We start from the raw sequence: 19,396 nt of genomic DNA, 5'->3' as shown, positions 1-19,396 counted from the left end.
GACGATAATTAATCCGGCGGCCGTCCGATAGGTCAAGATGGTCACGTGAGCACGACGCGCCCCGACTTCGCCGCGCCGCATTGGCTGGTCCAGCTCCTGCGCAGCAAACCGGTTCCCATTCCGTGGAACATGGTGGTCAGGGCGGTGCTCGCGCTGACCGTCCCGCTCGCCGTCGGATTCTGGATCGGCGACATCACCGTCGGCACGATGCTCTCGACCGGCGCGCTGCCCGCCGTGCTGTCCGAGTCGGCCGGTCCGTACCGCTACCGCGCGATCCGGCTGCTGGGCGCCAGCGCCGCGGCCGCCGCCGGCTATCTGGTCGGGCTGCTGGCCGGACCGAACGTGGCCGTGTCCGCGATCGCCGTCGTGCTGGTCGCCGGGACGTCCGCGCTGATCAGCGCGGCAGGCAGCAACGCGTCCGTCGCCGGGCTGCAGATGTTCGTCTTCTGCGTGCTCGGCACCGCCCAGCACGCCACCGCCGTCCGCGCCGAGCACGCGTTCGGGCTCTTCCTGCTCGGCGCCGCCTGGAGCCTGGTCGTCGCGCTGGCCAGCTGGACGTTCCGCGCGACCAGCCCGGAGCGCAACGCCGTCGCGCACGTCTACATCGAACTCGCCGCGATGCTCTCCGCCACCGACGAGGCGACCGCGCGCGTCGCGCGCAATCAGCTCACCACCGCGATGAACACCGGCTACGACCAGCTGCTGACCGCCCGCTCCTGGCTGTCCGGGCGCGACGCCGCCTACCGCGAGCTGCTCAATCTCCTGTCGGCCACGACACAGGCCGTCGAGGCCGCCGTCGCGCTCGTCCACACTGGACGCCGCGCGCCCGCCGAGGTCATCGACCACCTGACCGCCGCCGCGGCCGCCGTGCTCGCGAACCAGCCGCTGCCGCCCGCGCCGTCGCCGCCACCGGACGCGGATCCCGGCACGAAGGCGCTCTACAACGGCCTGATCCGGATCAACAAGGGCGACGATCGCAAGCGCGGCAAGCCCACGTCGCCGCTGCTGCGGCTGCGCGAGTGGGCGTCTTCGCTGATCTCCGGTCCGCTGACCTGGCTCGCGGCGCTGCGCCTTTCGTACTGCGTCGCGCTGGCCGAACTCGTCGGCTGGCTGCTCCCGCTGGAACGGTCGTACTGGCTGACCTTGACCGTCGGCCTGGTGCTCAAGCCCGACTTCGGCTCGGTGTTCGGCCGCGCGGTGCTGCGCGGGATCGGCACGGTCGCCGGGGTCGCGATCGGCGCCGTGGCACTCGGGTTCGGCGTGCGCGGCTGGGCGCTCGTCATCCTGATCGGGCTGTTCGCCGGCGGCGTCGCGATCGGCAAGGTCCGCAACTACGGCATCCTCAGCGCGTTCGTCACGCCGTTGATCATCTTGCAGACCGACCTGTCCACCAACGGCACCTGGTCGGTCGCCACCGCCAGGCTCGTCGACACCGTCCTCGGCTGTGCGATCGTGCTGATCTTCGGCTACCTGCTCTGGCCGGGCAGCCGCCGCCCGCGCGTCGGCGGACTGCTCGCGGACTCGATGGGTGTCGTCTCGAAGTACGTCGAACGCGCGCTCACCGTCTCGGGTGAAGACCGGCTGGAACGGTCACGTGCCCGTCGCAAGGCCTACCGCGCGCTCGCCGATCTGCGGACGGCGTTCCAGCAGGTCGTCGTCGAGCCGTCGCCGAACGGGCGCCAGGCCGTCGCGTGGTGGCCGGTGATCGCCGGGCTGGAACGTGTCACCGACGCGGTCACGCAGGTCGTCGTGCACAGCGGTGACCTGCCCGATCCCGCCGAGGTCGAGCTCGTCAAAGCCGCGCTGGCGGAGCTGGCGGCGGCCATCCGCGAGGAGCGCTGGCCGGTGACGATGCCGCTCCCGGAGAGCGAACGGCTGGCCGGTGTCGCGGATCAGGTGACCGCCGCGTTCGACGCGGTGCGCGGTCCGGAGCCGGATCGGGTTTGATGGTGCCATGGGCATCGATTTCGACGCGTTGAAGAACAAGGCAGAGGAAGCTCTTCGCGAGCACGGCGACAAGATCGAGGACGGCCTCGAAAAGGCGGGCGAGTTCGCGAAGGAGAAGTTCGGCCACGGCGACCAGATCGACTCGGTCACCGGCAAGGCCAAGGACTTCATCAACAAGTACGACGAAACCCCTGACGAGCCGAAGTAGCTAGCTCACTTCGCCGATGGCCGTGTCCCCGTCGAAGGCGGTGATGCGGCCACCGCGCTCGCCGAGCGCGATGAGGCCGTCCCTGGCGTCATCGGCGGCCAGGCTCACCCGCACCCCGGCCCGCTGCAGGTTCTTGCCGGCCAGGAACGTCTGCGCGCCCTCATGACCGGCGTTGATCGTCGCGGCGAGCCCGCCGGTCGACGCCAGCGAGCCGCGCGTCGCGCCGAGCCTGCCGAGCGCCTCGTCGACGATCGGCAGCAACGCCGCCCTGTTGCCCTCCGTCATGGCGCGCACCAGGTCCGGACGGCTCTGCGCCACCCGCGTGCCGTCGGTGAACGAGCCCGCGGCCAGCGCCATCGCGAGCGGCCCGCCCTGCGCCCCGATCGTCGCGAGGATCGCGGCGAACAGGTGCGGCAGATGCGAGATGCGCGCGACCGTCTCGTCGTGCGAGTCCGCGGGCAGCGGGATCACGTGCGCGCCGACGTCGATCGCGAGCTGCGCGACCTCCGCCCAAGCCCGCAGATCGGTGTCCTCTTCGACGCAGACGACCCACGCGGCGCCCTGGAACAGCTCCGGGTTCGTGGCCGTCCAGCCGGACTCCTGCGAGCCGGCCATCGGGTGCCCGCCGACGAACTTGTTCCACTTCGCCAGCCGTTTGACCGAGTCCAAGACCGGGCCCTTGACGCTGGTCACGTCGGTGAGCAGGCAGTTCGACGCGTGCTCGTACACCTGGCGCAGCACGTCCTCGACCGCGGGCAGCGGCACGGCCAGCACCACGAGCGCGTCCTGTTTGGCCGCGCGCCGCAGTGCGACCGCGACGTCGGCGGTGACGTCGAAGCCCTGTCTGCTCGCCGCGTCCGCGTCCATTTCGGACGCCGTGGCGCCGAACGCCGTCCTGCCGGCCGCCGTGGCGGCGCGCAGCAGCGATCCGCCGATCAAGCCCAGACCGATGACGCATACGTCTCGCACGCCGCTCATCCTGCCACTCAGCGCAAGGCGTCCAGTGCGAACGCGGCGTACAAGGCGACACCGTGTGCCATGGCCGCCTCGTCGAAGATCACCCGGTTGGAGTGATTGGGCGCCGCGTCGGCGAGATCCACTTCGGGCGGGCAGCCGCCGAGGAAGGCGAACGCGCCGGGAACCCGTTGCAGCACATAGGAGAAGTCCTCCGCGCCCATCACCGGGTACGGCATCTCTTCGGCGTACCGCGCGCCGAGCACCTCCGCCGCCAGTGACAGCACGTGCCCGGCGAGGTGGTCGTCGTTCACCGTCACCGGGTAGCCGGGCTCCACGTCGGCCAGCACCCGGCACCCGTGCGCCGCCCCGATGGCCTCGCAGACCTTGGGCAGCTCGGTGCGGACGAACGCGCGCGTCTGCTCGGACAGCGTCCGGATGGTGCCCTCCAGTTCGGCCGTCTCCGGGATGATGTTGCTGGTCGTGCCCGCGGTGATCCGGGTGACCGAAAGCACGGCGGGCTCGAAGACGCTCACCTTGCGCGTGATCATCGTCTGCAGCGCGCCGACCATCGCGGCGGCGGCCGGCACCGGGTCGATGGCGTCGTGCGGCGCGGAGCCGTGGCCGCCCTTGCCGGTCACCCGCACGACGAAACTGTCGGCCGACGCCAGCTGCGGACCGGGCCTGGTCTGGATGACACCGGACTTCGCGCTGTTGAAGATGTGCAGCGCCAGCGCGCGCTCGACGCGTTCACCGGCCGCCTCCAGCACGCCTTCGTGGATCATGTGCCGCGCGCCGTGATAGCCCTCTTCGCCCGGCTGGAACATGAACACAACCGAACCGGCCAGCTCGCCGGAGTGCGCGGCCAGCAGCCGCGCGGCCGACGCGAGCATCGAGACGTGAGTGTCGTGGCCGCAGGCGTGCATCGTCCCGTCGGTCGCCGAAGCGAACTCGAGCCCGGTGTCCTCCTGCAGCGGCAGCGCGTCCATGTCACCACGCAGCAGCACGGCAGGACCCGGCTTCGCGCCGCGCAGCACGGCCGTGAGCGAGGTCGTCGACTTGCCGGAGGTGATCTCCAGCGGCAGGTCTTCGATCGCCTTGCGGATCGCCTCCTGCGTTACCGGCAGGTGCAGGCCCTGCTCCGGGTGCCGGTGGATCTCGCGGCGAAGTGCGACGGTTTTGTCCTGCAGCGCTTTCGCCTCGTCGAGCAAACCGGCGAAGCGGGCGTCCGGCATGGTCGGCAGGTCGGTGGGTCCGGTCATGTCCCGATAGTGGCACCTGACGGCCTGTCGGCGCACCGTGTGTGCGCTGATCCGGAGACGGGAATACGGTGTGCGCATGGCGGTGAAAGAGCCCATCACGGGGTTCGCGGTGGCCGTGGTCCGTGAGGACGGCAAGTGGCGGTGCAGTGCGCTGGATTCCGGGGCGCTGTCCGAGCTCGACGCCGCGATCACCGAGCTCGGGAAATTACGGTCGACCGGTGCCTCGTTCGGGCTGCTCGCGGTGGACGACGAGTTCTTCGTGATCGTGCGGCCCAGCCCGCGCGGACCCTCGCTGCTGCTGTCCGACGCGGCGGCGGCACTCGACTACGACATCGCGGCCGACGTGCTCGATCTGCTGCGCGTCGACCCGCCCGACGAGGACGACGAGTCCGTCTGGCCGGAGGGCGATCTCGAGATACTCGCCGATCTCGGCCTGCCGGGCGTCGAACTTGAGGTTATCGTCGGAGAGGTGGACCTCTATCCGGACGAGCAACTCCAGATGATCGCCCAGCGCTGTGGCTTCGACAGCGAGTTCACCAAGCTGCTGGACGAGATCTGAGAGCCCCAGAAGACGCCGTCCGCGCCGCCCTGGAGGTGGCGCGAGGCTCTGGCGCCGACGTCCCCATCGGGGCCGTCGTCTTCGGCCCGGACGGCTCAGTGCTGGCCACCGCCCGCAACGCGCGCGAAGAGCTCGAAGACCCCACCGCGCACGCCGAGATACTGGCCATCCGCGCCGCCGCCCGAAGACACGGCGACGGCTGGCGCCTCGAAGGCTGCACGCTCGCGGTGACCGTCGAGCCGTGCACCATGTGCGCCGGCGCGCTGGTGCTCTCCCGCGTCGCCAGGCTCGTGTTCGGCGCCTGGGAGCCCAAGACGGGCGCGGTCGGTTCGCTGTGGGACGTCGTCCGCGACCGAAGACTCAACCACAGACCAGAGGTGTTCGGCGGCGTGCTGGAGAGCGAGTGCGCCGCGCTACTGGGGCAGTTCTTCGCAGACCAGCGTGGCGGGGGCCACGCTTAGAAGCCCGGCATCCGCGCTGCTCAGAGCGCCGGACGGGCCAGACCAGGACCCCTTCGAGGCGCACTCAGGCGGTCGGGTATATTTCTTGGCGGTGGCGTGTCCGAGCGGCCGAAGGAGCACGCCTCGAAAGCGTGTGACGGGTAACCCCCGTCCGTGGGTTCAAATCCCACCGCCACCGCACCGAAGCAGCGCCGGTCCTCTTCCGAGAGGGCCGGCGCTGCTTCTTTTTCCCGGGCTGTCCCTTGTGGACGGTTGCGCGCCGATCATGGCGGATGTCCGCCAGAGTTGCGCCGTCTGGCGTAGTTTCCGGCCGGGCTCAGCGGGAATTTCCTTGGAGTAGGGGCAAAGGAACCCAAGGAGAAACCGATGTCCACGACAGTGGTTGTCATCCTCGTGGTCGCGGCGGTCGTGATTGTGGCTCTGGTCGCAGTCCTGTTGATGCAGCAGACGCGTCGTCGCCACCTCAAAGAGAAGTTCGGCCCGGAGTACGAAAGGGCCGTGCGGGAGAAGGAATCCCCGCGCGAGGCGGAGCGTGAACTGGCCGAGCGCGAGAAGCGGCACAAGGAACTCGACATCAAGCCCTTGTCGGCCTCCGCACGCGAGCGGTACACGCAACGCTGGGCCCTGATCCAGGAGCAGTTCGTCGACCGGCCCTCCGGCGCGCTCACCGAAGCCGACCGGGTACTCGGCGAGCTGATGGCCGAGCGCGGCTATCCCACCGATGGCGGCTACGAACAGCAGGCCGCGGACCTCTCCGTACGCCACGCCCGCACGCTCGAGCACTACCGCGCGGCGCACGACACGCTCTCCGAGCACGAGCGGAGCCAGGCGTCGACTGAACGGCTGCGCGAGGCGATGGTCCGCTACCGCACCGTTTTCGAGGACCTGCTGACCGACGGCGCCGACGACCGGCACCAGCACAACGGGCATCGCGACAAGGCGCAGCACGCCGACGAGCAGCGGAGGTGAACGACATGGAAGAACGCGGACTGAACACGCAGGATCTGTTGGACGCCCGTCCGGCACCAGAGTCGCGCGAGGTCGAACGGGACTTACCGGAAGACGATTCCTTGCGGGACAACGATTTCGAGCACACGCCCGGCAACGAAACCCGGCAGGACGAACCCGCCAGGGAACTGTTCGGCCAGGACGAGGTCGAAGGCTTCCGCGCCCAATGGCAGGAACTGCAGGCCGCCTTCGTCGACGACCCGAAACGAGCCGTCGAAGACGCCGACCAGCTCGTCGCCGCGATCATGCAATCGCTGGCCGCGACCTTCGCCGAACACAAGCGCGAACTCGAATCCCAATGGCAGCAAGGAGAAGCGCCCACCGAAGACCTTCGAGTGGCGTTGCGGAGCTACCGCTCCTTCTTCAACCAGCTGCTGAGCGCGTAACCGGGAGGTAAGTCGAATGGGTCTGCTCATCGTGGTTCTCTTGCTGGCACTCGTACTGGGCGGCGCCGGATTCGCGGTGCACGCGCTCTGGTGGATCGCCGGGATCGTCCTGATCCTGTGGCTGCTGGGCTTCTTCGTCCGCCCGGCCACCGGCGGCGGCCGCTGGTATCGCTGGTAGCCCTCGCTCGGACCTGGAGGAGCGGACGACGCGGTCCGCTCCTCCGCCCATACCCCGAAAGCCACTTTCGTCAGATCGCACCTGCCGAAAGTGGCTTTCGGGCTTGCTATGACCCCAATGCGTCGTTCGGTCCGTGGTAGGTCCCGAATGCGTCGTTCGGTCCCTGGGAGGCCCCCAATGCGGCTTTCGGTACGTGCGGGGGTCCCGAATGCGGCTTTCGGTCCGTGGCGGGTTCCCAATGCGGCTTTCGGCACCTGGCGGGGGCCCAATGCGTCGTTCGGGTTTTCGCGGGGTCTAGTTGGAGCCTGCGACGTAGATGTCGCCGTCGGCGACGGAGACGTCTCGGGCCGATGAGGCGCCCGAGATCAGGAGGCGCGCCGGGTCACGGAAGCCCGTGATGACCTCGATCCGCTGGACCGGCTTCGCCGTCGTGATCGTGGTTTCGGGTTTCCAGGTGTTGCCGGGCGTGAACAGGAACGTCTCGATGTTGGGCTTGCCGTCGCGGGTGCCGTAGACGCGCCACGTGGACGCGTCGAGGGGTTCGGCCTCGCGGAGGCGGAGGCCGGTCGTGATCTGCTTGCGGTCCCAGGAGGTGCCGTTCCAGGTCGCCGCGTAGTCGAGGGGCGAGCCCTTCGAGTCGAACTGGAACCAGAGGACGAACGGCTTACCGGACTGGGAACCCACCTGGAGGATGTAGTCGGGGGATTTCGCGCCGCCCGGCAGTTCGAGCGGGGTGTCGGCGATCTTGAGGTACTGCTCCTGCTCGCTGTCGTCGACCTGCGTGCCGAGGTCGCGTCCGGCCGCCGAGTAGAACGTCAGGCTGACCGGGTCGAACGAGGCGTAGTAGACGTTGCGGTGGTAGACGTCGTGCTTGTGCTGCGTCGGCCCGCCGCCCGCGAGGGTGTAGGCGAACTGGATGCGTCCGGTCTCGGGCACCAGGCGCAGCTGGCCGACGTAGATCTCGTCCATATGGTCGGCGCGGCCCTTCGAGCCGAAGGCCCATGGTTTTCCGGTCAGCTGGACCGAGTTCTTCCACGTCTTGCCGTTGTCCTTGGACACGATGTACTTCATCGGCCGGAAGTCGGCCGCGGCCTTCGAGTCGATCTGGTTCGTCGTCTCGCGGTAGAACATGAACAGCGTGCCGTCGTTGAGCTTGACCGGCATCGGGTAGCTCGCGGCGTCGCCGGCGGCGACCTTCGTCTCGGTCCAGGTGCCGTCGAGTGAATGGACGTTGGGCGCGCGGTTGATCACCGTGCGTGTGTTGTGCATGCCGCGGAAGATCAAGAGATGGCCGTCGTCGGCCAGCACCATCGTCGGGTAATTGTGCGAATCGGATTCGCCGCCGGAGATCTTTTTCGGCGACGTCCATGTCTTCTTCTTGTGGTCGTAGGACTGCACGTAGGTGTCGGCCGCCTTGCCGGACCACGAGATGAACGTCTTGTCCGCGACCGGGTCGTACACCCCGCCCGCCACCGGCCTGCGGTCGCTGCGTGAGGCGACAGTGGTCGCGGTTGTCATCACGGTGAAGCCGTCCGTAGCGAAAACGGGTGCGCTCACGGCTGTGACGATCGACACCAACCAAGGGATGAAGCCGGACAACCTGGGCATAAAGAAACGCCTCCTGCACGGATTCAGGCGGCGGACCCTCATCCTGACACGGCAGGATGCGCCAAGGAAAGTAGTCACGAATTGTTGCCTTGATGGCCTCCCATTACTCACTTGTTCGGGGGAGTATTCGTCGACCGTCCGAGTGAATAAGGGGACTCAGGGTGACGAACTCCCGAAGAAGTTTGTTAGTTCTTGCCGTCACGAGCGGCCTTGTCCTAGGCGCCTCCACGGCCATCGCGGCGCCCAGCGCCGACGCGGTGATCGCCGAGGTCTACGGCGGAGGCGGCAACAGCGGCGCGACGCTGACCAACGACTTCATCGAGCTGGCCAACCGCGGCGCGGCACCCGTGAGCCTCGACGGTTTCAGCGTCCAATACCTGCCCGGCGCGCCGAGCGCGGGCAGCACCTGGCAGACGACCGCGCTCACCGGCAGCATCGCCGCCGGCAAGCGGTACCTGGTCGCCGAGGGCAAGGGCGCGGGCGGCACCGTCGCGCTCCCGGCCCCGGACGCGACCGGCGCCATCCAGATGTCCGCGACCACCGGCACGATCGCGCTCGTCCAGGGCACGACCGCGCTGACCTGCAAGACCGCGGCCGACTGCGCGGCGGACGCCCGCGTCAAGGACCTGGTCGGCTTCGGCAACGCGGTCGTCCGCGAGGGCGGCTCTGCCCCGGCGCCGAGCAACACCAACGCCGTCGCGCGCGCCGCCTCGCTGGCCGACACCGACGACAACGCGGCCGACTTCACCGCGGGCGCGCCGACACCGACCAACAGCAAGGGCGAGAGCACCGGCGGCGACCCCGGCCCGGCTCCCACCAACGCCAAGGTCCACGACATCCAGGGCACCACGCGCATCTCGCCGCTCAAGGACCAGAAGGTCGCGAACGTGACCGGCGTGGTCACCGCCGTCCGCCCGTTCGGCTCGGCACGAGGGTTCTGGATCACCGACTCGCAGCCCGACGCCGACCCGCGTACCAGCGAGGGCCTGTTCGTCTTCACCGGCTCGACCACCCCGGCCGTCGCCGTCGGTGACGCGGTGACCGTCGCCGGCACCGTGCGCGAGTTCTACCCCGACGCGCCGGCCACCTCGAACTTCCAGTCGCTGACGGAGCTTTCGCCTGCCACCTGGACGGTCGACTCCAGCGGCAACCCGCTGCCCGGCGCCACCTCGGTCGTGTCGAGCATGATCCCGGACGCCGTCGCGCCGCAGGTCGGCGGCAACATCGAGGCACTGCCGCTCGAGCCGTCGAAGTACTCGCTCGACTTCTGGGAGTCGCACGAGAGCGAGATCGTCAGCTTCACGGACGCGCGGGTCGTCGGCCCGACGACCTCGTTCAACGAGCTGTACATCACCGCCAAGCCCGAGCAGCACCCGTCGGTGCGTGGCGGCTCGGTCTACCTCGACTACGACAAGCTCAACTCAGGCGTGCTCAAGGTGCAGTCGCTGATCCCGTTCGAGCAGCGTCCGTTCCCGAAGCTCAACACCGGTGACGTGCTGACCGGCGTCACCTCCGGCCCGATCGAGTACAGCAACTTCGGCGGCCCGACCCTGCAGGCCTCGGTGCTCGGCGCGGAGAAGGACAACCAGCTGCAGCGCGAGACCACGCGCCGGCAGCGCGCCGGCGAGCTGGCCGTCGCCACGTACAACGTCGAGAACCTCTCGCCGCTGGACACGCAGGCCAAGTTCGACCAGCTCGCGCACGGCATCGTCGACAGCCTCGCGTCGCCGGACATCGTGACGCTGGAAGAGATCCAGGACAACAACGGCCCGCAGGGCAACGGCGACGGTGTCGTCGCGGCCGACCAGACGCTGCAGAAGTTCACCGACGCGATCGTCACGGCAGGCGGCCCGCGCTACCAGTGGCGCGAGATCGACCCGCAGGACCTGACCGACGGCGGCCAGCCCGGCGGCAACATCCGCGTCGGCTTCCTGTTCAACCCGGCCCGAGTGTCCTTTGTGGACCGTCCGGGCGGCGACGCGGTGACCCCGGTCGGCGTCAAGAAGGTGCACGGCAAGGCGCAGCTGACGCTTTCGCCCGGTCGCGTCGACCCGGCCAACGAGGCATGGACCGCCAGCCGCAAGCCGCTGGCAGGCGAGTTCGTCTTCGGTGGCCGCACGGTGTTCGTCATCGCCAACCACATGAACTCCAAGGGCGGCGACCAGCCGACGCACGGCCGCTTCCAGCCGCCGACGCGCAGCTCCGAGGTTCAGCGTGCGAAGCAGGCGACCGTGCTGCGTGGCTTCATCGACCAGCTGCTCGCGGCGGACTCACGCGCGAACATCGTCGTCGCAGGCGACCTGAACGACTACCCGTTCTCGCCTGCGGTGAAGACGCTGACGGCCGGTGGCGCGCTGACCGACCTCATCGCCACGGTGCCGGAGAGCGAGCGGTACAGCTACGTGTTCGAGGGCCAGTCCCAGGTGCTCGACCACATCCTGGCGTCGAAGGCGCCGCGCGGCCTCGATTACGACGTCGTGCACATCAACGCCGAGTTCGCCCAGCAGGCCAGCGACCACGACCCGCAGGTGCTGCGGTTCCGGCCGAGCACGGGCAACGCTATCGGCGACGCCTTCTACGACCTGCTCGATTACCTGGACCAGCTGATCGGCAAATACCTGCCCAAGCCGTAGCTCGCAAGGGACCGAAAGACGCTTTCGGGGCATGCCATGTCCCGAAAGCGTCTTTCGGTCCGTGGGAGGTCCCGAATGCGCCTTTCGGTACCTGCCAGGTCCCCAATGCGCCTTTCGGTACCTGCCAGGTCCCCAATGCGTCTTTCGGGGCGTGTAATACCCCGAAAGCCACTTTCGTCAGATAGGACATGACGAAAGTGGCTTTCGGGCTAAATTCAGCGCTTGGCGCGCCAGCCGAGCGCGAGTACCGCCTGGACGAGCTCCTGGTACGAGGGCTTGACCTCTTCGAGGTAGCGCTCCAAGTACTGGGGCCGGGCGTTCGACGCCGGGTCCGGGTCGCCCGCGGTTTCCAGCCACGGCAGGCGGCTGACGTTGTGGATCGCCATGCGCCACCAGCGGATCGCGCGTTCGGACGCCCAGGTTTCGCGTTCGGTCGCGGCCGTGACGGCCGCCGCGGCTTCGGCTTTGGCGTACTCGAGTTCGTCCGCGCGCGCGAGTTCCCAGTTGCGGAGTTGCTCGGCGGAGCCGCGGGCCATGCTCACGATCTCCTTGTAGCGCATTGCCGCGGTCGCGTTGTCGTCGATCGTCATGCTCCACCGTCCGGTCGCTGGAACGGGATGATCACTTCGGGTGCGCCGTGGGTGCTGCGGTCGAAGAACAACGCGCGGCCGGGGCGCGGTGACCAGTGCACGACCATGCCGGCCGCGAACGGCGCGAGCTCGTTGCCCTGCACGTCCAGCGCGGCCCAGGTGCCGATGTCGTCCGTGCCGGCGAAGCCGAGCGTGTCCTTGAGCCGGGAAACGCTCCGCCACCAACCAATGGTGTGCACGGCGTGGCCAGGTCCCTGCTTGAGCAGCACGCGCAAATGATCGAGACCGCTCTTCATGACGCCGGGCGCTTTGGCTTCCAGCGCGGGCAACGACGCGTCGACGCCGTAGAGCAGCAGCACCTTCGGCGTATCCAAAGTGGACAGACCTTCGGACAGCTCGGTCAGCCGTGGCGACAGCTCGTCGAGCAGTGTCGCGTTGTGCCCCTCCGCGCGCAGCTGGTGCAGTAGCTCGGTCACCGCGGGCACGCACGACTCGATCGGGCAGCTCAGGATGAACTCGACCGCGCCGTGCCGGTATTGGCGGGCTAGTGACCGCGCCGAAGAGTCCATGATGGACAGTGCCTCGGCCGCGGACGAGCCGAGCACCGCGATGTTGCGGCCCGGCGCGGACGGCAGGTCCACCCCGCAGGCCGCCTCGGTCACGTCGATCGACTGACCGAGCAGGGCGCGCGGCTTGGTGTTCGGCTTCAGGCGGGTGAACGCCGGGAACCGGTCCAGCTCAGGCGAATGCGCGCCGTCGAACAGCCGGGGGCGCGGCCCGTCGGAATGCCGCTCCCACAGCTTGTGCTGCAGCTTGACGAACACGTCCTTGCTGCTCGCGTCCGGCACATGCGCGAGCTGATTCCCGTGCGCCACACCGGAATCGTGGTTGATCACCGCGTGCCACTTCGGCGCGGCGACGGCCGCGTTGTTCGTGTCGGCCAGCACCCGGCGCGCCTTCGGCATCGCGATCCGCAGCGTGCACTGCTCGAACACCGCGGGCTTGCCCCAGAACGCTTCGATGCCCGCGACGTCCTGGCTGGCCAGCACCAGGTGGATGCCCTGTGACCGGCCACGGCGCGCGATGTCTTCGAGCAGCTGGGTCGCCTGCGCGGTCACCGCGTCACGGCCGGCGAAGAGGTACTGGAACTCGTCGATCACCGCGACGATCCGCGGCCAGTGCCCCTCGGGGTCCTGTTCACGCAGGTCGGCGAGGTTGGTGACCTCGTGCTCCTTCGCCGCCGCCGACCGCCGCCGCAGTTCGTCGGCGAGGAAACGCAGCAGTGCCAAGCCGAACTCGCGGTCGGTGTTGACGTTGATCCCGACCAGCCGCGCGTGCGGCAGCCAGCTCGCGTCCTTGCGGCCGGGCGCGAGCCCGGCGAACGACACGCCTTCCTTGAAGTCCAGCAGATACAGCGCCAGCTCGTTCGGCGAGTACCGCGCGGCCATGCTGCCCAGCAGCGCGTAAAGGAAGTTCGTCTTGCCGGACCCGCTCGGCCCGCCGATCAGCACATGCGGGCTCGCGTCGCCGATCACCACGTCGACCGGCTCGCCTTCGTAGAACCCGACGGGCGCGCGGAGTTCCCGTGCCGAACTCTCCTTGCCGAACTCGTTCGGCAGCAGATCGGCGAACGAGCGCGGCCCGCCCTGCTTGGCGATCAACGCTTCGGCGATCGCCCGCGCGGCCCGCGTGACCTGCGAAGACGGCAGCGGCGTTTCCAGGTCGACGATCAGGTCGTGCCCGGTCATGCTGCACACGGCGCGGCGCGAGTCGAGCAGGTCGATCGTCTCGACCGAGGTGCTCAACGCCGTCGGCACGTCGATCAGGATCAGCGAGATCCCGGCCGCGAGCGCACCGCTGGCCACCCGCTTCAGCTCGCGGGCTTGTTCGTGGTCAAGGGTTTCGCCGTTGCCGTAGAGCACGGCGATGCGCCACGGCTCGGTGCGCTGCCCGGTCTCCCGCCGGATTTCGCGCAGCGTGGTGTATCCGGCCTGCATACCGGTCGCGTGGATGCGCCGGATGTGGCCTGCGAGCTCGTCGAGCAGGTCTTCGAGCCTGCTGGGGTCGTACAGCGTCAGCGCGCTGGTGCGGCTGAGCGGGTACAGGCTCGGCAGAATCGCGGTCAGCTGCCCGATGTCCCAGAGATGGATGCGCACGGCGCCGGGTTCGAACGTGCTCAGCACCCGCATCAGCAGGTTTTCGACGATCGCGTCGACCGTCTCGCGCGTTTTCGGCGCCGAAGTGATCGACAGGTGCGCCTCGTCCAAAAGCGGGACGGCGACATCGAACACCCGCGAGATGTCCTGGCCTTCCGCGGTCGCGGAACCGATCCGCCACAACCCCGGCGCCGACAGCCCCGGATTCGCGCCGACCCGGCCGAGCCAGTCACCGGCCGGCCGCCCGGCCGGGCCCGGCGCGTTGGCGGCGACCAGCTCCCGCAACGCGTTGGGCCCGGCGGTCCAGTCGGTGTAGAACTGCGCGCGGACGGCCCGCAGTGTCGAGAAGACCTCGGCGGACGCGGGGTGCCGGCTCCATTCGGCCTGCTGCTGCGGGGTCACCTGGTTGATCCCCGAGCGCACTATCACCCGTTCGAGCTCGAGTTTGGCGAGCTCGGCCTCCGCCGCCTGTCTCGCGTTGGCGGCGGCGCCGAGCACCAACGCGATCTGGGCCCGTACCCGTTCCAACGCGGTACGGACACGGTTGCGCTGTTCCTCGGCCCTGTTCGCCATGTCTCCCTACAACCGGCTTTGGTACGCGGTAAGCAGTTCGCCGGCCGCCGTCAGCTTGCCGAGCTGGACATCGATCTGCTCGATGGCCTGTGCGAGCTGTGGTGGCAGCCATGGGTTGGCCTTTGCTTGCGCTTCGACGATGGCGCGCGTCGCGTCTTCGAGCAAGGCCTTAGCCCGTTCGAGATGAGCACGCCCGTCAGCGGTGCTCGCCTGCGCGGCGGCCAGCATCTGATGCAGCTCGGGAAGCCCGCCCATCGGCGTCAGAGCCGTGCCGCATACGAGTCGGCCGAGGAGACGGCTGCTTCAGCGGTGCTCTGAATGTTTCCGATACTGTTCAGCGCTTCGGAGTACAGGCCTAGTGCTTGGCCGACTTCCTGCTGGCTACTGCCGGATGTGGCTTGCTCGAGGGTCTGCCGAGCTTCTTGAAAAGCCATCGAAGCCTGCTCTAGGGCAGCAATGCCCGTCGACGTCTTTTCCTTCGCGAGCTGGATACCAGCGCGGACCTCTTCCACTCCGGCCATGGGGGCAGGTCTCCTAGTGAATGTCTCGGTATGGCAAGGATACGGCAATCAAACAAGGCCCCAGACTGCTTGCGTCGGGGGCCGTGGTGTCTTGCCTCGGGTAGTGCGGAGACTACAGGGTGCGTCACATCGGATGAAGGGGCCATACGGTCTGTCACGTTGAGCTGCCACGTCGAAAAATGCGACGAGGCCCCGGACGCCGGAACGTCCAGGGCCTCGCGGCTGCGGAGGATACAGGATTCGAACCTGCGAGGGCGTGAACCCAACACGCTTTCCAAGCGTGCGCCTTAGGCCGCTCGGCCAATCCTCCGTGGAGAAGCTTACCGGACGGGTTCGCAGGTGTTTACCGGTGGGTCCGAACCCGCTTGTCATCGAGGTTGTCACTCCGGTGGGCGGCGCCGCCGGAACCGAGTGAAGGCACCGCGGAGCTCTGCCATGGCTTCGATCAAGGCGGTACAGGAACTGACCACCTCGGCGAAGGTCTTCAGTAGGCGCGTGCCCACCCCAGCACAGAGCGTTACAACTCCGACAGCGGTCAAGACGATATTCACGGTCATGGCCGCAAGGAGCTCACGTTCCGTGCTGGTCCAGCCAATCCGGTTGTCCCGTGACGCTGGGAAAAGGCAGCTAAGAGTCCTACGGTGGATTTTCCGGTCAGGTCCGGACCGGACGTGCGAGGGGAGGCGACAGTGGTCGGGGCTCGGGCATTCTTCGCCGAACGGCTGGATGAACTGATCACCGCCAGCGAACTGCCGCCCGCGCTGATCGCGAGGTCAATGAACCGCAGGTCAAGGGAACTCGGGTCGTTCGACCAAAAGCGGATCAGCGACTGGCGACTCGGCAGGAATCTGCCGAAGTCGGTGGACGTGGTCGAGCTATTGGTCGGGGTGGTGCGTGAGCATCCCAAGCGCAAGGCTTTCCCACCCGATGCGACCGAGGGATTGCTCGCTGAAAATCTCTGGCGGAAATGGTGGCGGTCCGCACGGGCCGAGCGACCGGTCCCGACGCCGAGCCCACGTTTCCCGACCGTGCGAGAGCTCGAGCCGAGGGTTTTGGGCGTCCATCAAGCCGCAGCACCTGACGGCGACCCGCCGCCGCCGTCGGTGCTCACTCCCTACCTTCGACGTTCTCACGATGCTCAATTGCGCAGCGACCTCGGTGTAGCGGTGGCGGGAGGTCCGTCGGTCTTTGCGGTGCTGATCGGCGACTCGACCACAGGTAAGACCAGGGCGCTCTACGAGGCACTCCATGACCTGGTGGCGGATTGGCCTGTCTTGCGCCCACGTGACGCGGCTGAGCTGGTCGAACTGGTCTCGAACGGTGCCTTCCGCAGTGGAACTGTCCTCTGGTTGAACGAGACTCAGAGCTTTCTCGACAGCGAGGCCGGGGAGAAGGCGAGTAGGTGCCTCGACAGGGCACTCTGGGCGGTGAACGGCGCGATTGCCGTCGGCGCCATGTGGCGGAAGCCGCACTTCGAAGCCCTGGTCGTCAGAGGCAGAACGCCGGACGGCAACGCCTCGGCTCGGGAACTGTTGGAAGGCCCGCGCACCAGTCGTATTTCAGTGCCGCCGACGATGGAACCGCGGCAACTGGCCGAGCTCGCCGTATTGGCCGAAGGTGATCCTCGGTTGCGTGCTGCGTTGAGCGCGGGTCGTTCCCGCGGCCGGGTCATCCAACAGCTCACCGGAGGGCCGAAACTGCTCGATGAGTATTCGCACGGTGGTAAGTTCGCTCCTGTTGAGTATGCGCTGATCACGGCCGCACTCGACGCGCGCCGCCTCGGCTTTCGCAGGCCGTTGCCAGGTGCCCTGCTTGCCATGGCGGCGGATGGTTACCTCCACCCATACGAACGGCCTGGGGATCCGGATTGGGCCGAAACCGCATTGGCTGAACTCGTCTCGGGGGTGCGCGCGGATGGTTCGCGCACCGATGTCCTGAATACCCTGTGCGCGTTGACCGTATATCGAGAACGTTCCGGGGTATCGGAGACCGCGTACGTGGTTGACGACTATCTCGACCAGTACGCCCGTCAAGCTGTGAGCCCCGAGCAGTACCCGGCCGAGTTGTGGAACGCTCTCGCTGAACACACGGATGACCCGGACGACCTCTACCGACTGGGTAATGCGGCGAAGAGGGCGGGACGGCGATCGGCGGCTTCCTTGCTGTGGCGTGGCGCCGCGGCCGAGGGGCACGGTGGCGCCGGTGTCGAGTTGCTGAAGACTTACGCCGGAGCCGATGACGCGGTGCTACACGAGACCGCCGATTGGATCGCGCGAACGATCAACCTTGATAATCCCAATCATTTAGTTTCCCTGCTGAGAGAAATGCGGCAGGTGGGTGCGATTGCTCCTGCGGAGACTCTCGTCGGGCGTGATCTTGCCGCCCAAGTGACACTGTCTTCTGTCTTGTCGGCGAGTATGCTCGCCGATGAATTGCGTGGCCTCGGCCTATTCGCGGCAGCTTCCGTGATTGCGGCTCGTCTTGACCAAATGAAGGTGGCCAACCTGAGTGACCTTCGTACTCGGGTGGAGAACCTTTGGCGTGCGGGCAAGACGGAGATTGCGGTAATGGTCGCCGACGATTACTTCAGGCAGACAATTGAAGATGAGTTTTCGTGGACTGAAGTCGGGCTGCTTAAATTGTTATATCGAGTGGGCGCGAATTACTCGGTGAGCATGTTGATTCCTCGAATTGTGTCTATTGTGCTCGACGATCCGTACTGGGTTGCTGAGGTTATCAAGACTCTGTTCGAGATCGGCGCCTGGGGTGAATTGGCAGCGCTACTTGAGCGTGATCCGGCTTCGCATGTTTTCCTTGAAAATTCCTTCGGCGTCTACTCGTTTATTCGTGCCTTGCGCGCAGTTGGTGCGGCTGAGTCGCTTGAAATTGTACTGCGAAGGGCGCCGGCTAAAAAATTTGAACAGTTGCCGACTTTGTCGGGGCTCGTTCGCCTCTTTGGCGAACTGGGTGCCGATGATGCTGTTTCGACATCGGTAAAGCGTCTCGAAAATGCTGACTACACCAATCCGATAGAACTCAAGGATGCGTTGAATGCGCTGCACTCGTGTGGTGCGCATGATGCAATACGCTCGATATGCGAGCAGGTTGCTCAGGTTGAGCTCAGCAGTGCGTCAGGGGTAGCGTTTCTCATCGCCACGCTTCGGCGACTGAGGTTGGACGGTGCACTTGCTTCGCTGATGGCGAGGTCACCCGCTGGGAGGGTTGCGCTCAGAGATCCCTTTGATGTCGCTTGTCTTGTCGGGGAATTTCATGAGCTGGGTGCGACCGACGCATTGGACGTTCTTATCCGGCGTGACCCTATGTCGAAGGTGACACTCGAGCCGTTTGGCTTAGCGCAGCTTATGAGAAATCTGCATACGGCGAATAGATGCGAGGCTGTCAGCTTGCTGGCGAATCGGGCTTTCCGAATTCCTCTCGGTAATCCGGGTCAGGTTGCTGCGGTAGGCACAACGTTGCATCTCTTCGGCGAAACGGCGGCGCTGACCGCATTGCTCGAGCGGAGACCTGTCGAACATGTGGCTCTCGATAATGGAGATAGTGTCGCGCAATTCATGCTGTTTCTCCATGATGTCGGCGAGTTGACTGAACTGGACATGCTGCTCGCGCGCGATCCGGCAAGTTTGACCAGTACATCGTCGGTATTCAATCTGGCCAGCTTGATGCGCGTCGCGCACAATATGAACAACAGCGATCTTCTTGATCAGGTGGCCTGGCGTTGCGTGCGCGCTGATTTCAAGGACGCGCTTGGTTTGTCCTTCGTGGTTGCGATGCTCCGTGAAGTCGGGAGGGTGGATGTCATCGCGGAACTCTTAGCGCGTGACCCGGTTACGAAGATTTCGATCACCAATCCATTCGCGGTGCGGAATCTGATCATGGAGTTGCGAAAAGTCAACGCGGACAAGGCTGTCCGCGACCTGATGAAGCGTGACCCGGCATCTCGCGTGTTGCTCGGTGAATGGAAGCTCATCGGCTGGTTACTGGAGACGTTTGAAGAGATCGGCGCTCACGAGGCGGCAGACCGGTTGCTCGCTCGGGTCCCCGAGCGGGCGCTGGCCGAGGTCACTGGGTCGTCAGCACCATGAACAGCCTGGTGTTGATGGTTTCGAGCAGGTCGGCCGACACCTCGCCGACCAGGTCGCCGAGCGCGGACTTGGGCACGCGGTCGAGGCGGGTGTACGCGACGCGGTAGCCGTCGGGCAGTTCGACGTCCATCGGGTCGCGGCGGGTGGAGACCTCCATGGTCAGCACGTACGGCACGTCCGGCAGGTCGTTGAACATGTTGCCGGAGTAGATGAGCACCTGCCGGGAAGAAGCTTCAACCGTCCTGATCT

17 protein-coding genes and 2 tRNA genes are annotated in these 19,396 nt (G+C 67.0%); 10 read left to right on the top strand and 9 right to left on the bottom strand.

Going from position 1 to position 19,396, the window contains the following annotated elements; genetic code table 11:
- Positions 1 to 45: 45 nt before the first annotated feature.
- Together AB5J62_RS40420 and AB5J62_RS40415 are read left to right on the top strand one after the other, a co-directional pair.
- The gene (locus tag AB5J62_RS40420; RefSeq protein WP_370945301.1) at positions 46 to 1,947 is read left to right on the top strand and encodes an FUSC family protein; all 1,902 of its coding nucleotides are present in this window, start codon (positions 46 to 48) and stop codon (positions 1,945 to 1,947) included.
- Positions 1,948 to 1,954: 7 nt separating this feature from the next.
- Positions 1,955 to 2,155: an antitoxin gene (locus tag AB5J62_RS40415; protein WP_370945300.1), complete on the top strand. Its 201-nt coding sequence runs from the start codon at positions 1,955 to 1,957 to the stop codon at positions 2,153 to 2,155.
- Here the strand turns inward: AB5J62_RS40415 and AB5J62_RS40410 are convergent, their stop codons facing one another.
- Complete coding sequence (locus AB5J62_RS40410) at positions 2,156 to 3,133, bottom strand: prephenate dehydrogenase (protein ID WP_370945299.1); 978 nt, start codon at positions 3,131 to 3,133, stop codon at positions 2,156 to 2,158. It lies immediately after the preceding gene.
- An 8-nt stretch (positions 3,134 to 3,141) separates the two neighbouring features.
- Entirely contained in the window at positions 3,142 to 4,371 is a 1,230-nt protein-coding gene (locus AB5J62_RS40405; RefSeq protein ID WP_370945298.1) for a M20 family metallopeptidase, read from the bottom strand.
- Between the two features lie 76 nt (positions 4,372 to 4,447).
- Here AB5J62_RS40405 and AB5J62_RS40400 point away from each other — a divergent pair, with 76 nt between their 5' ends.
- The 6 genes from AB5J62_RS40400 to AB5J62_RS40375 all read left to right on the top strand — a co-directional run bounded on the left by AB5J62_RS40400 (position 4,448) and on the right by AB5J62_RS40375 (position 6,963).
- Complete coding sequence (locus AB5J62_RS40400; protein WP_091288401.1) at positions 4,448 to 4,930, top strand: tRNA adenosine deaminase-associated protein; 483 nt, start codon at positions 4,448 to 4,450, stop codon at positions 4,928 to 4,930.
- Positions 4,927 to 5,391, top strand: coding sequence for a nucleoside deaminase (locus tag AB5J62_RS40395; protein WP_370950472.1), 465 nt, complete (start codon positions 4,927 to 4,929; stop codon positions 5,389 to 5,391). Before AB5J62_RS40400 ends, AB5J62_RS40395 begins: the two co-directional genes overlap by 4 nt.
- A gap of 90 nt (positions 5,392 to 5,481) precedes the next feature.
- Positions 5,482 to 5,569: transfer RNA gene (locus tag AB5J62_RS40390), tRNA-Ser, on the top strand.
- Positions 5,570 to 5,757: 188 nt separating this feature from the next.
- Entirely contained in the window at positions 5,758 to 6,360 is a 603-nt protein-coding gene (locus AB5J62_RS40385) for a hypothetical protein (RefSeq protein ID WP_370945297.1), read from the top strand.
- Between the two features lie 5 nt (positions 6,361 to 6,365).
- Positions 6,366 to 6,785 (top strand): hypothetical protein, encoded by a 420-nt coding sequence (locus AB5J62_RS40380; RefSeq protein ID WP_370945296.1) that lies wholly within the window; start codon positions 6,366 to 6,368, stop codon positions 6,783 to 6,785.
- A gap of 16 nt (positions 6,786 to 6,801) precedes the next feature.
- Positions 6,802 to 6,963 carry a hydrophobic protein gene (locus AB5J62_RS40375; protein WP_091288398.1) on the top strand — a complete coding sequence of 54 codons (162 nt, stop codon included), beginning with the start codon at positions 6,802 to 6,804 and terminating at the stop codon, positions 6,961 to 6,963.
- 294 nt (positions 6,964 to 7,257) lie between these two features.
- On the opposite strand, the gene AB5J62_RS40370 is transcribed toward AB5J62_RS40375, so the two are convergent.
- Positions 7,258 to 8,520, bottom strand: a complete 1,263-nt coding sequence (locus tag AB5J62_RS40370) for a BNR-4 repeat-containing protein (RefSeq protein ID WP_370945295.1) — start codon at positions 8,518 to 8,520, stop codon at positions 7,258 to 7,260.
- 233 nt (positions 8,521 to 8,753) lie between these two features.
- Between AB5J62_RS40370 and AB5J62_RS40365 the strand changes: the two genes are divergently transcribed.
- Entirely contained in the window at positions 8,754 to 11,204 is a 2,451-nt protein-coding gene (locus AB5J62_RS40365) for an endonuclease/exonuclease/phosphatase family protein (RefSeq protein ID WP_370945294.1), read from the top strand.
- 215 nt (positions 11,205 to 11,419) lie between these two features.
- Here the strand turns inward: AB5J62_RS40365 and AB5J62_RS40360 are convergent, their stop codons facing one another.
- The 5 genes from AB5J62_RS40360 to AB5J62_RS40340 form a co-directional block, all read right to left on the bottom strand.
- The gene (locus AB5J62_RS40360) at positions 11,420 to 11,788 is read right to left on the bottom strand and encodes a hypothetical protein (RefSeq protein ID WP_370950471.1); all 369 of its coding nucleotides are present in this window, start codon (positions 11,786 to 11,788) and stop codon (positions 11,420 to 11,422) included.
- A 2-nt stretch (positions 11,789 to 11,790) separates the two neighbouring features.
- Positions 11,791 to 14,523 (bottom strand): FtsK/SpoIIIE domain-containing protein, encoded by a 2,733-nt coding sequence (locus tag AB5J62_RS40355; RefSeq protein ID WP_370945293.1) that lies wholly within the window; start codon positions 14,521 to 14,523, stop codon positions 11,791 to 11,793.
- Between the two features lie 6 nt (positions 14,524 to 14,529).
- On the bottom strand, positions 14,530 to 14,751 hold the full coding sequence (locus AB5J62_RS40350; protein ID WP_370945292.1) for a hypothetical protein: 222 nt from the start codon (positions 14,749 to 14,751) through the stop codon (positions 14,530 to 14,532).
- A gap of 32 nt (positions 14,752 to 14,783) precedes the next feature.
- Positions 14,784 to 15,044 (bottom strand): hypothetical protein, encoded by a 261-nt coding sequence (locus AB5J62_RS40345; RefSeq protein WP_370945291.1) that lies wholly within the window; start codon positions 15,042 to 15,044, stop codon positions 14,784 to 14,786.
- 225 nt (positions 15,045 to 15,269) lie between these two features.
- Positions 15,270 to 15,354: transfer RNA gene (locus AB5J62_RS40340), tRNA-Ser, on the bottom strand.
- Positions 15,355 to 15,685: 331 nt separating this feature from the next.
- Here AB5J62_RS40340 and AB5J62_RS40335 point away from each other — a divergent pair.
- Entirely contained in the window at positions 15,686 to 19,147 is a 3,462-nt protein-coding gene (locus tag AB5J62_RS40335; protein WP_370945290.1) for a hypothetical protein, read from the top strand.
- Here AB5J62_RS40335 and AB5J62_RS40330 read toward each other — a convergent pair.
- Positions 19,125 to 19,364, bottom strand: a complete 240-nt coding sequence (locus AB5J62_RS40330; RefSeq protein ID WP_370945289.1) for a hypothetical protein — start codon at positions 19,362 to 19,364, stop codon at positions 19,125 to 19,127. The two genes, AB5J62_RS40335 and AB5J62_RS40330, sit on opposite strands and share 23 nt — an antisense overlap.
- Positions 19,365 to 19,396 lie beyond the last annotated feature (32 nt).

It is taken from the genome of Amycolatopsis sp. cg5 (genome assembly GCF_041346955.1).
In the GTDB taxonomy this organism is placed as follows: domain Bacteria; phylum Actinomycetota; class Actinomycetes; order Mycobacteriales; family Pseudonocardiaceae; genus Amycolatopsis.
The sequence above is the reverse complement of the archived record's forward strand: the minus strand, read 5'-3'. Positions and strand labels throughout refer to the sequence as shown.

Excerpts from the sequence above, each read along its gene's own strand:
- AB5J62_RS40405 (WP_370945298.1), bottom strand. The coding sequence starts at position 4,371 with ATGACCGGACCCACCGACCTGCCGACCATGCCGGACGCCCGCTTCGCC.
- AB5J62_RS40355 (WP_370945293.1), bottom strand. The coding sequence starts at position 14,523 with ATGGCGAACAGGGCCGAGGAACAGCGCAACCGTGTCCGTACCGCGTTG.
- AB5J62_RS40350 (WP_370945292.1), bottom strand. The coding sequence starts at position 14,751 with ATGCTGGCCGCCGCGCAGGCGAGCACCGCTGACGGGCGTGCTCATCTC.
- AB5J62_RS40380 (WP_370945296.1), top strand. The coding sequence starts at position 6,366 with ATGGAAGAACGCGGACTGAACACGCAGGATCTGTTGGACGCCCGTCCG.
- AB5J62_RS40400 (WP_091288401.1), top strand. The coding sequence starts at position 4,448 with ATGGCGGTGAAAGAGCCCATCACGGGGTTCGCGGTGGCCGTGGTCCGT.
- AB5J62_RS40345 (WP_370945291.1), bottom strand. The coding sequence starts at position 15,044 with ATGGCCGGAGTGGAAGAGGTCCGCGCTGGTATCCAGCTCGCGAAGGAA.
- AB5J62_RS40410 (WP_370945299.1), bottom strand. The coding sequence starts at position 3,133 with ATGAGCGGCGTGCGAGACGTATGCGTCATCGGTCTGGGCTTGATCGGC.
- AB5J62_RS40415 (WP_370945300.1), top strand. The coding sequence starts at position 1,955 with ATGGGCATCGATTTCGACGCGTTGAAGAACAAGGCAGAGGAAGCTCTT.
- AB5J62_RS40375 (WP_091288398.1), top strand. The coding sequence starts at position 6,802 with ATGGGTCTGCTCATCGTGGTTCTCTTGCTGGCACTCGTACTGGGCGGC.
- AB5J62_RS40385 (WP_370945297.1), top strand. The coding sequence starts at position 5,758 with ATGTCCACGACAGTGGTTGTCATCCTCGTGGTCGCGGCGGTCGTGATT.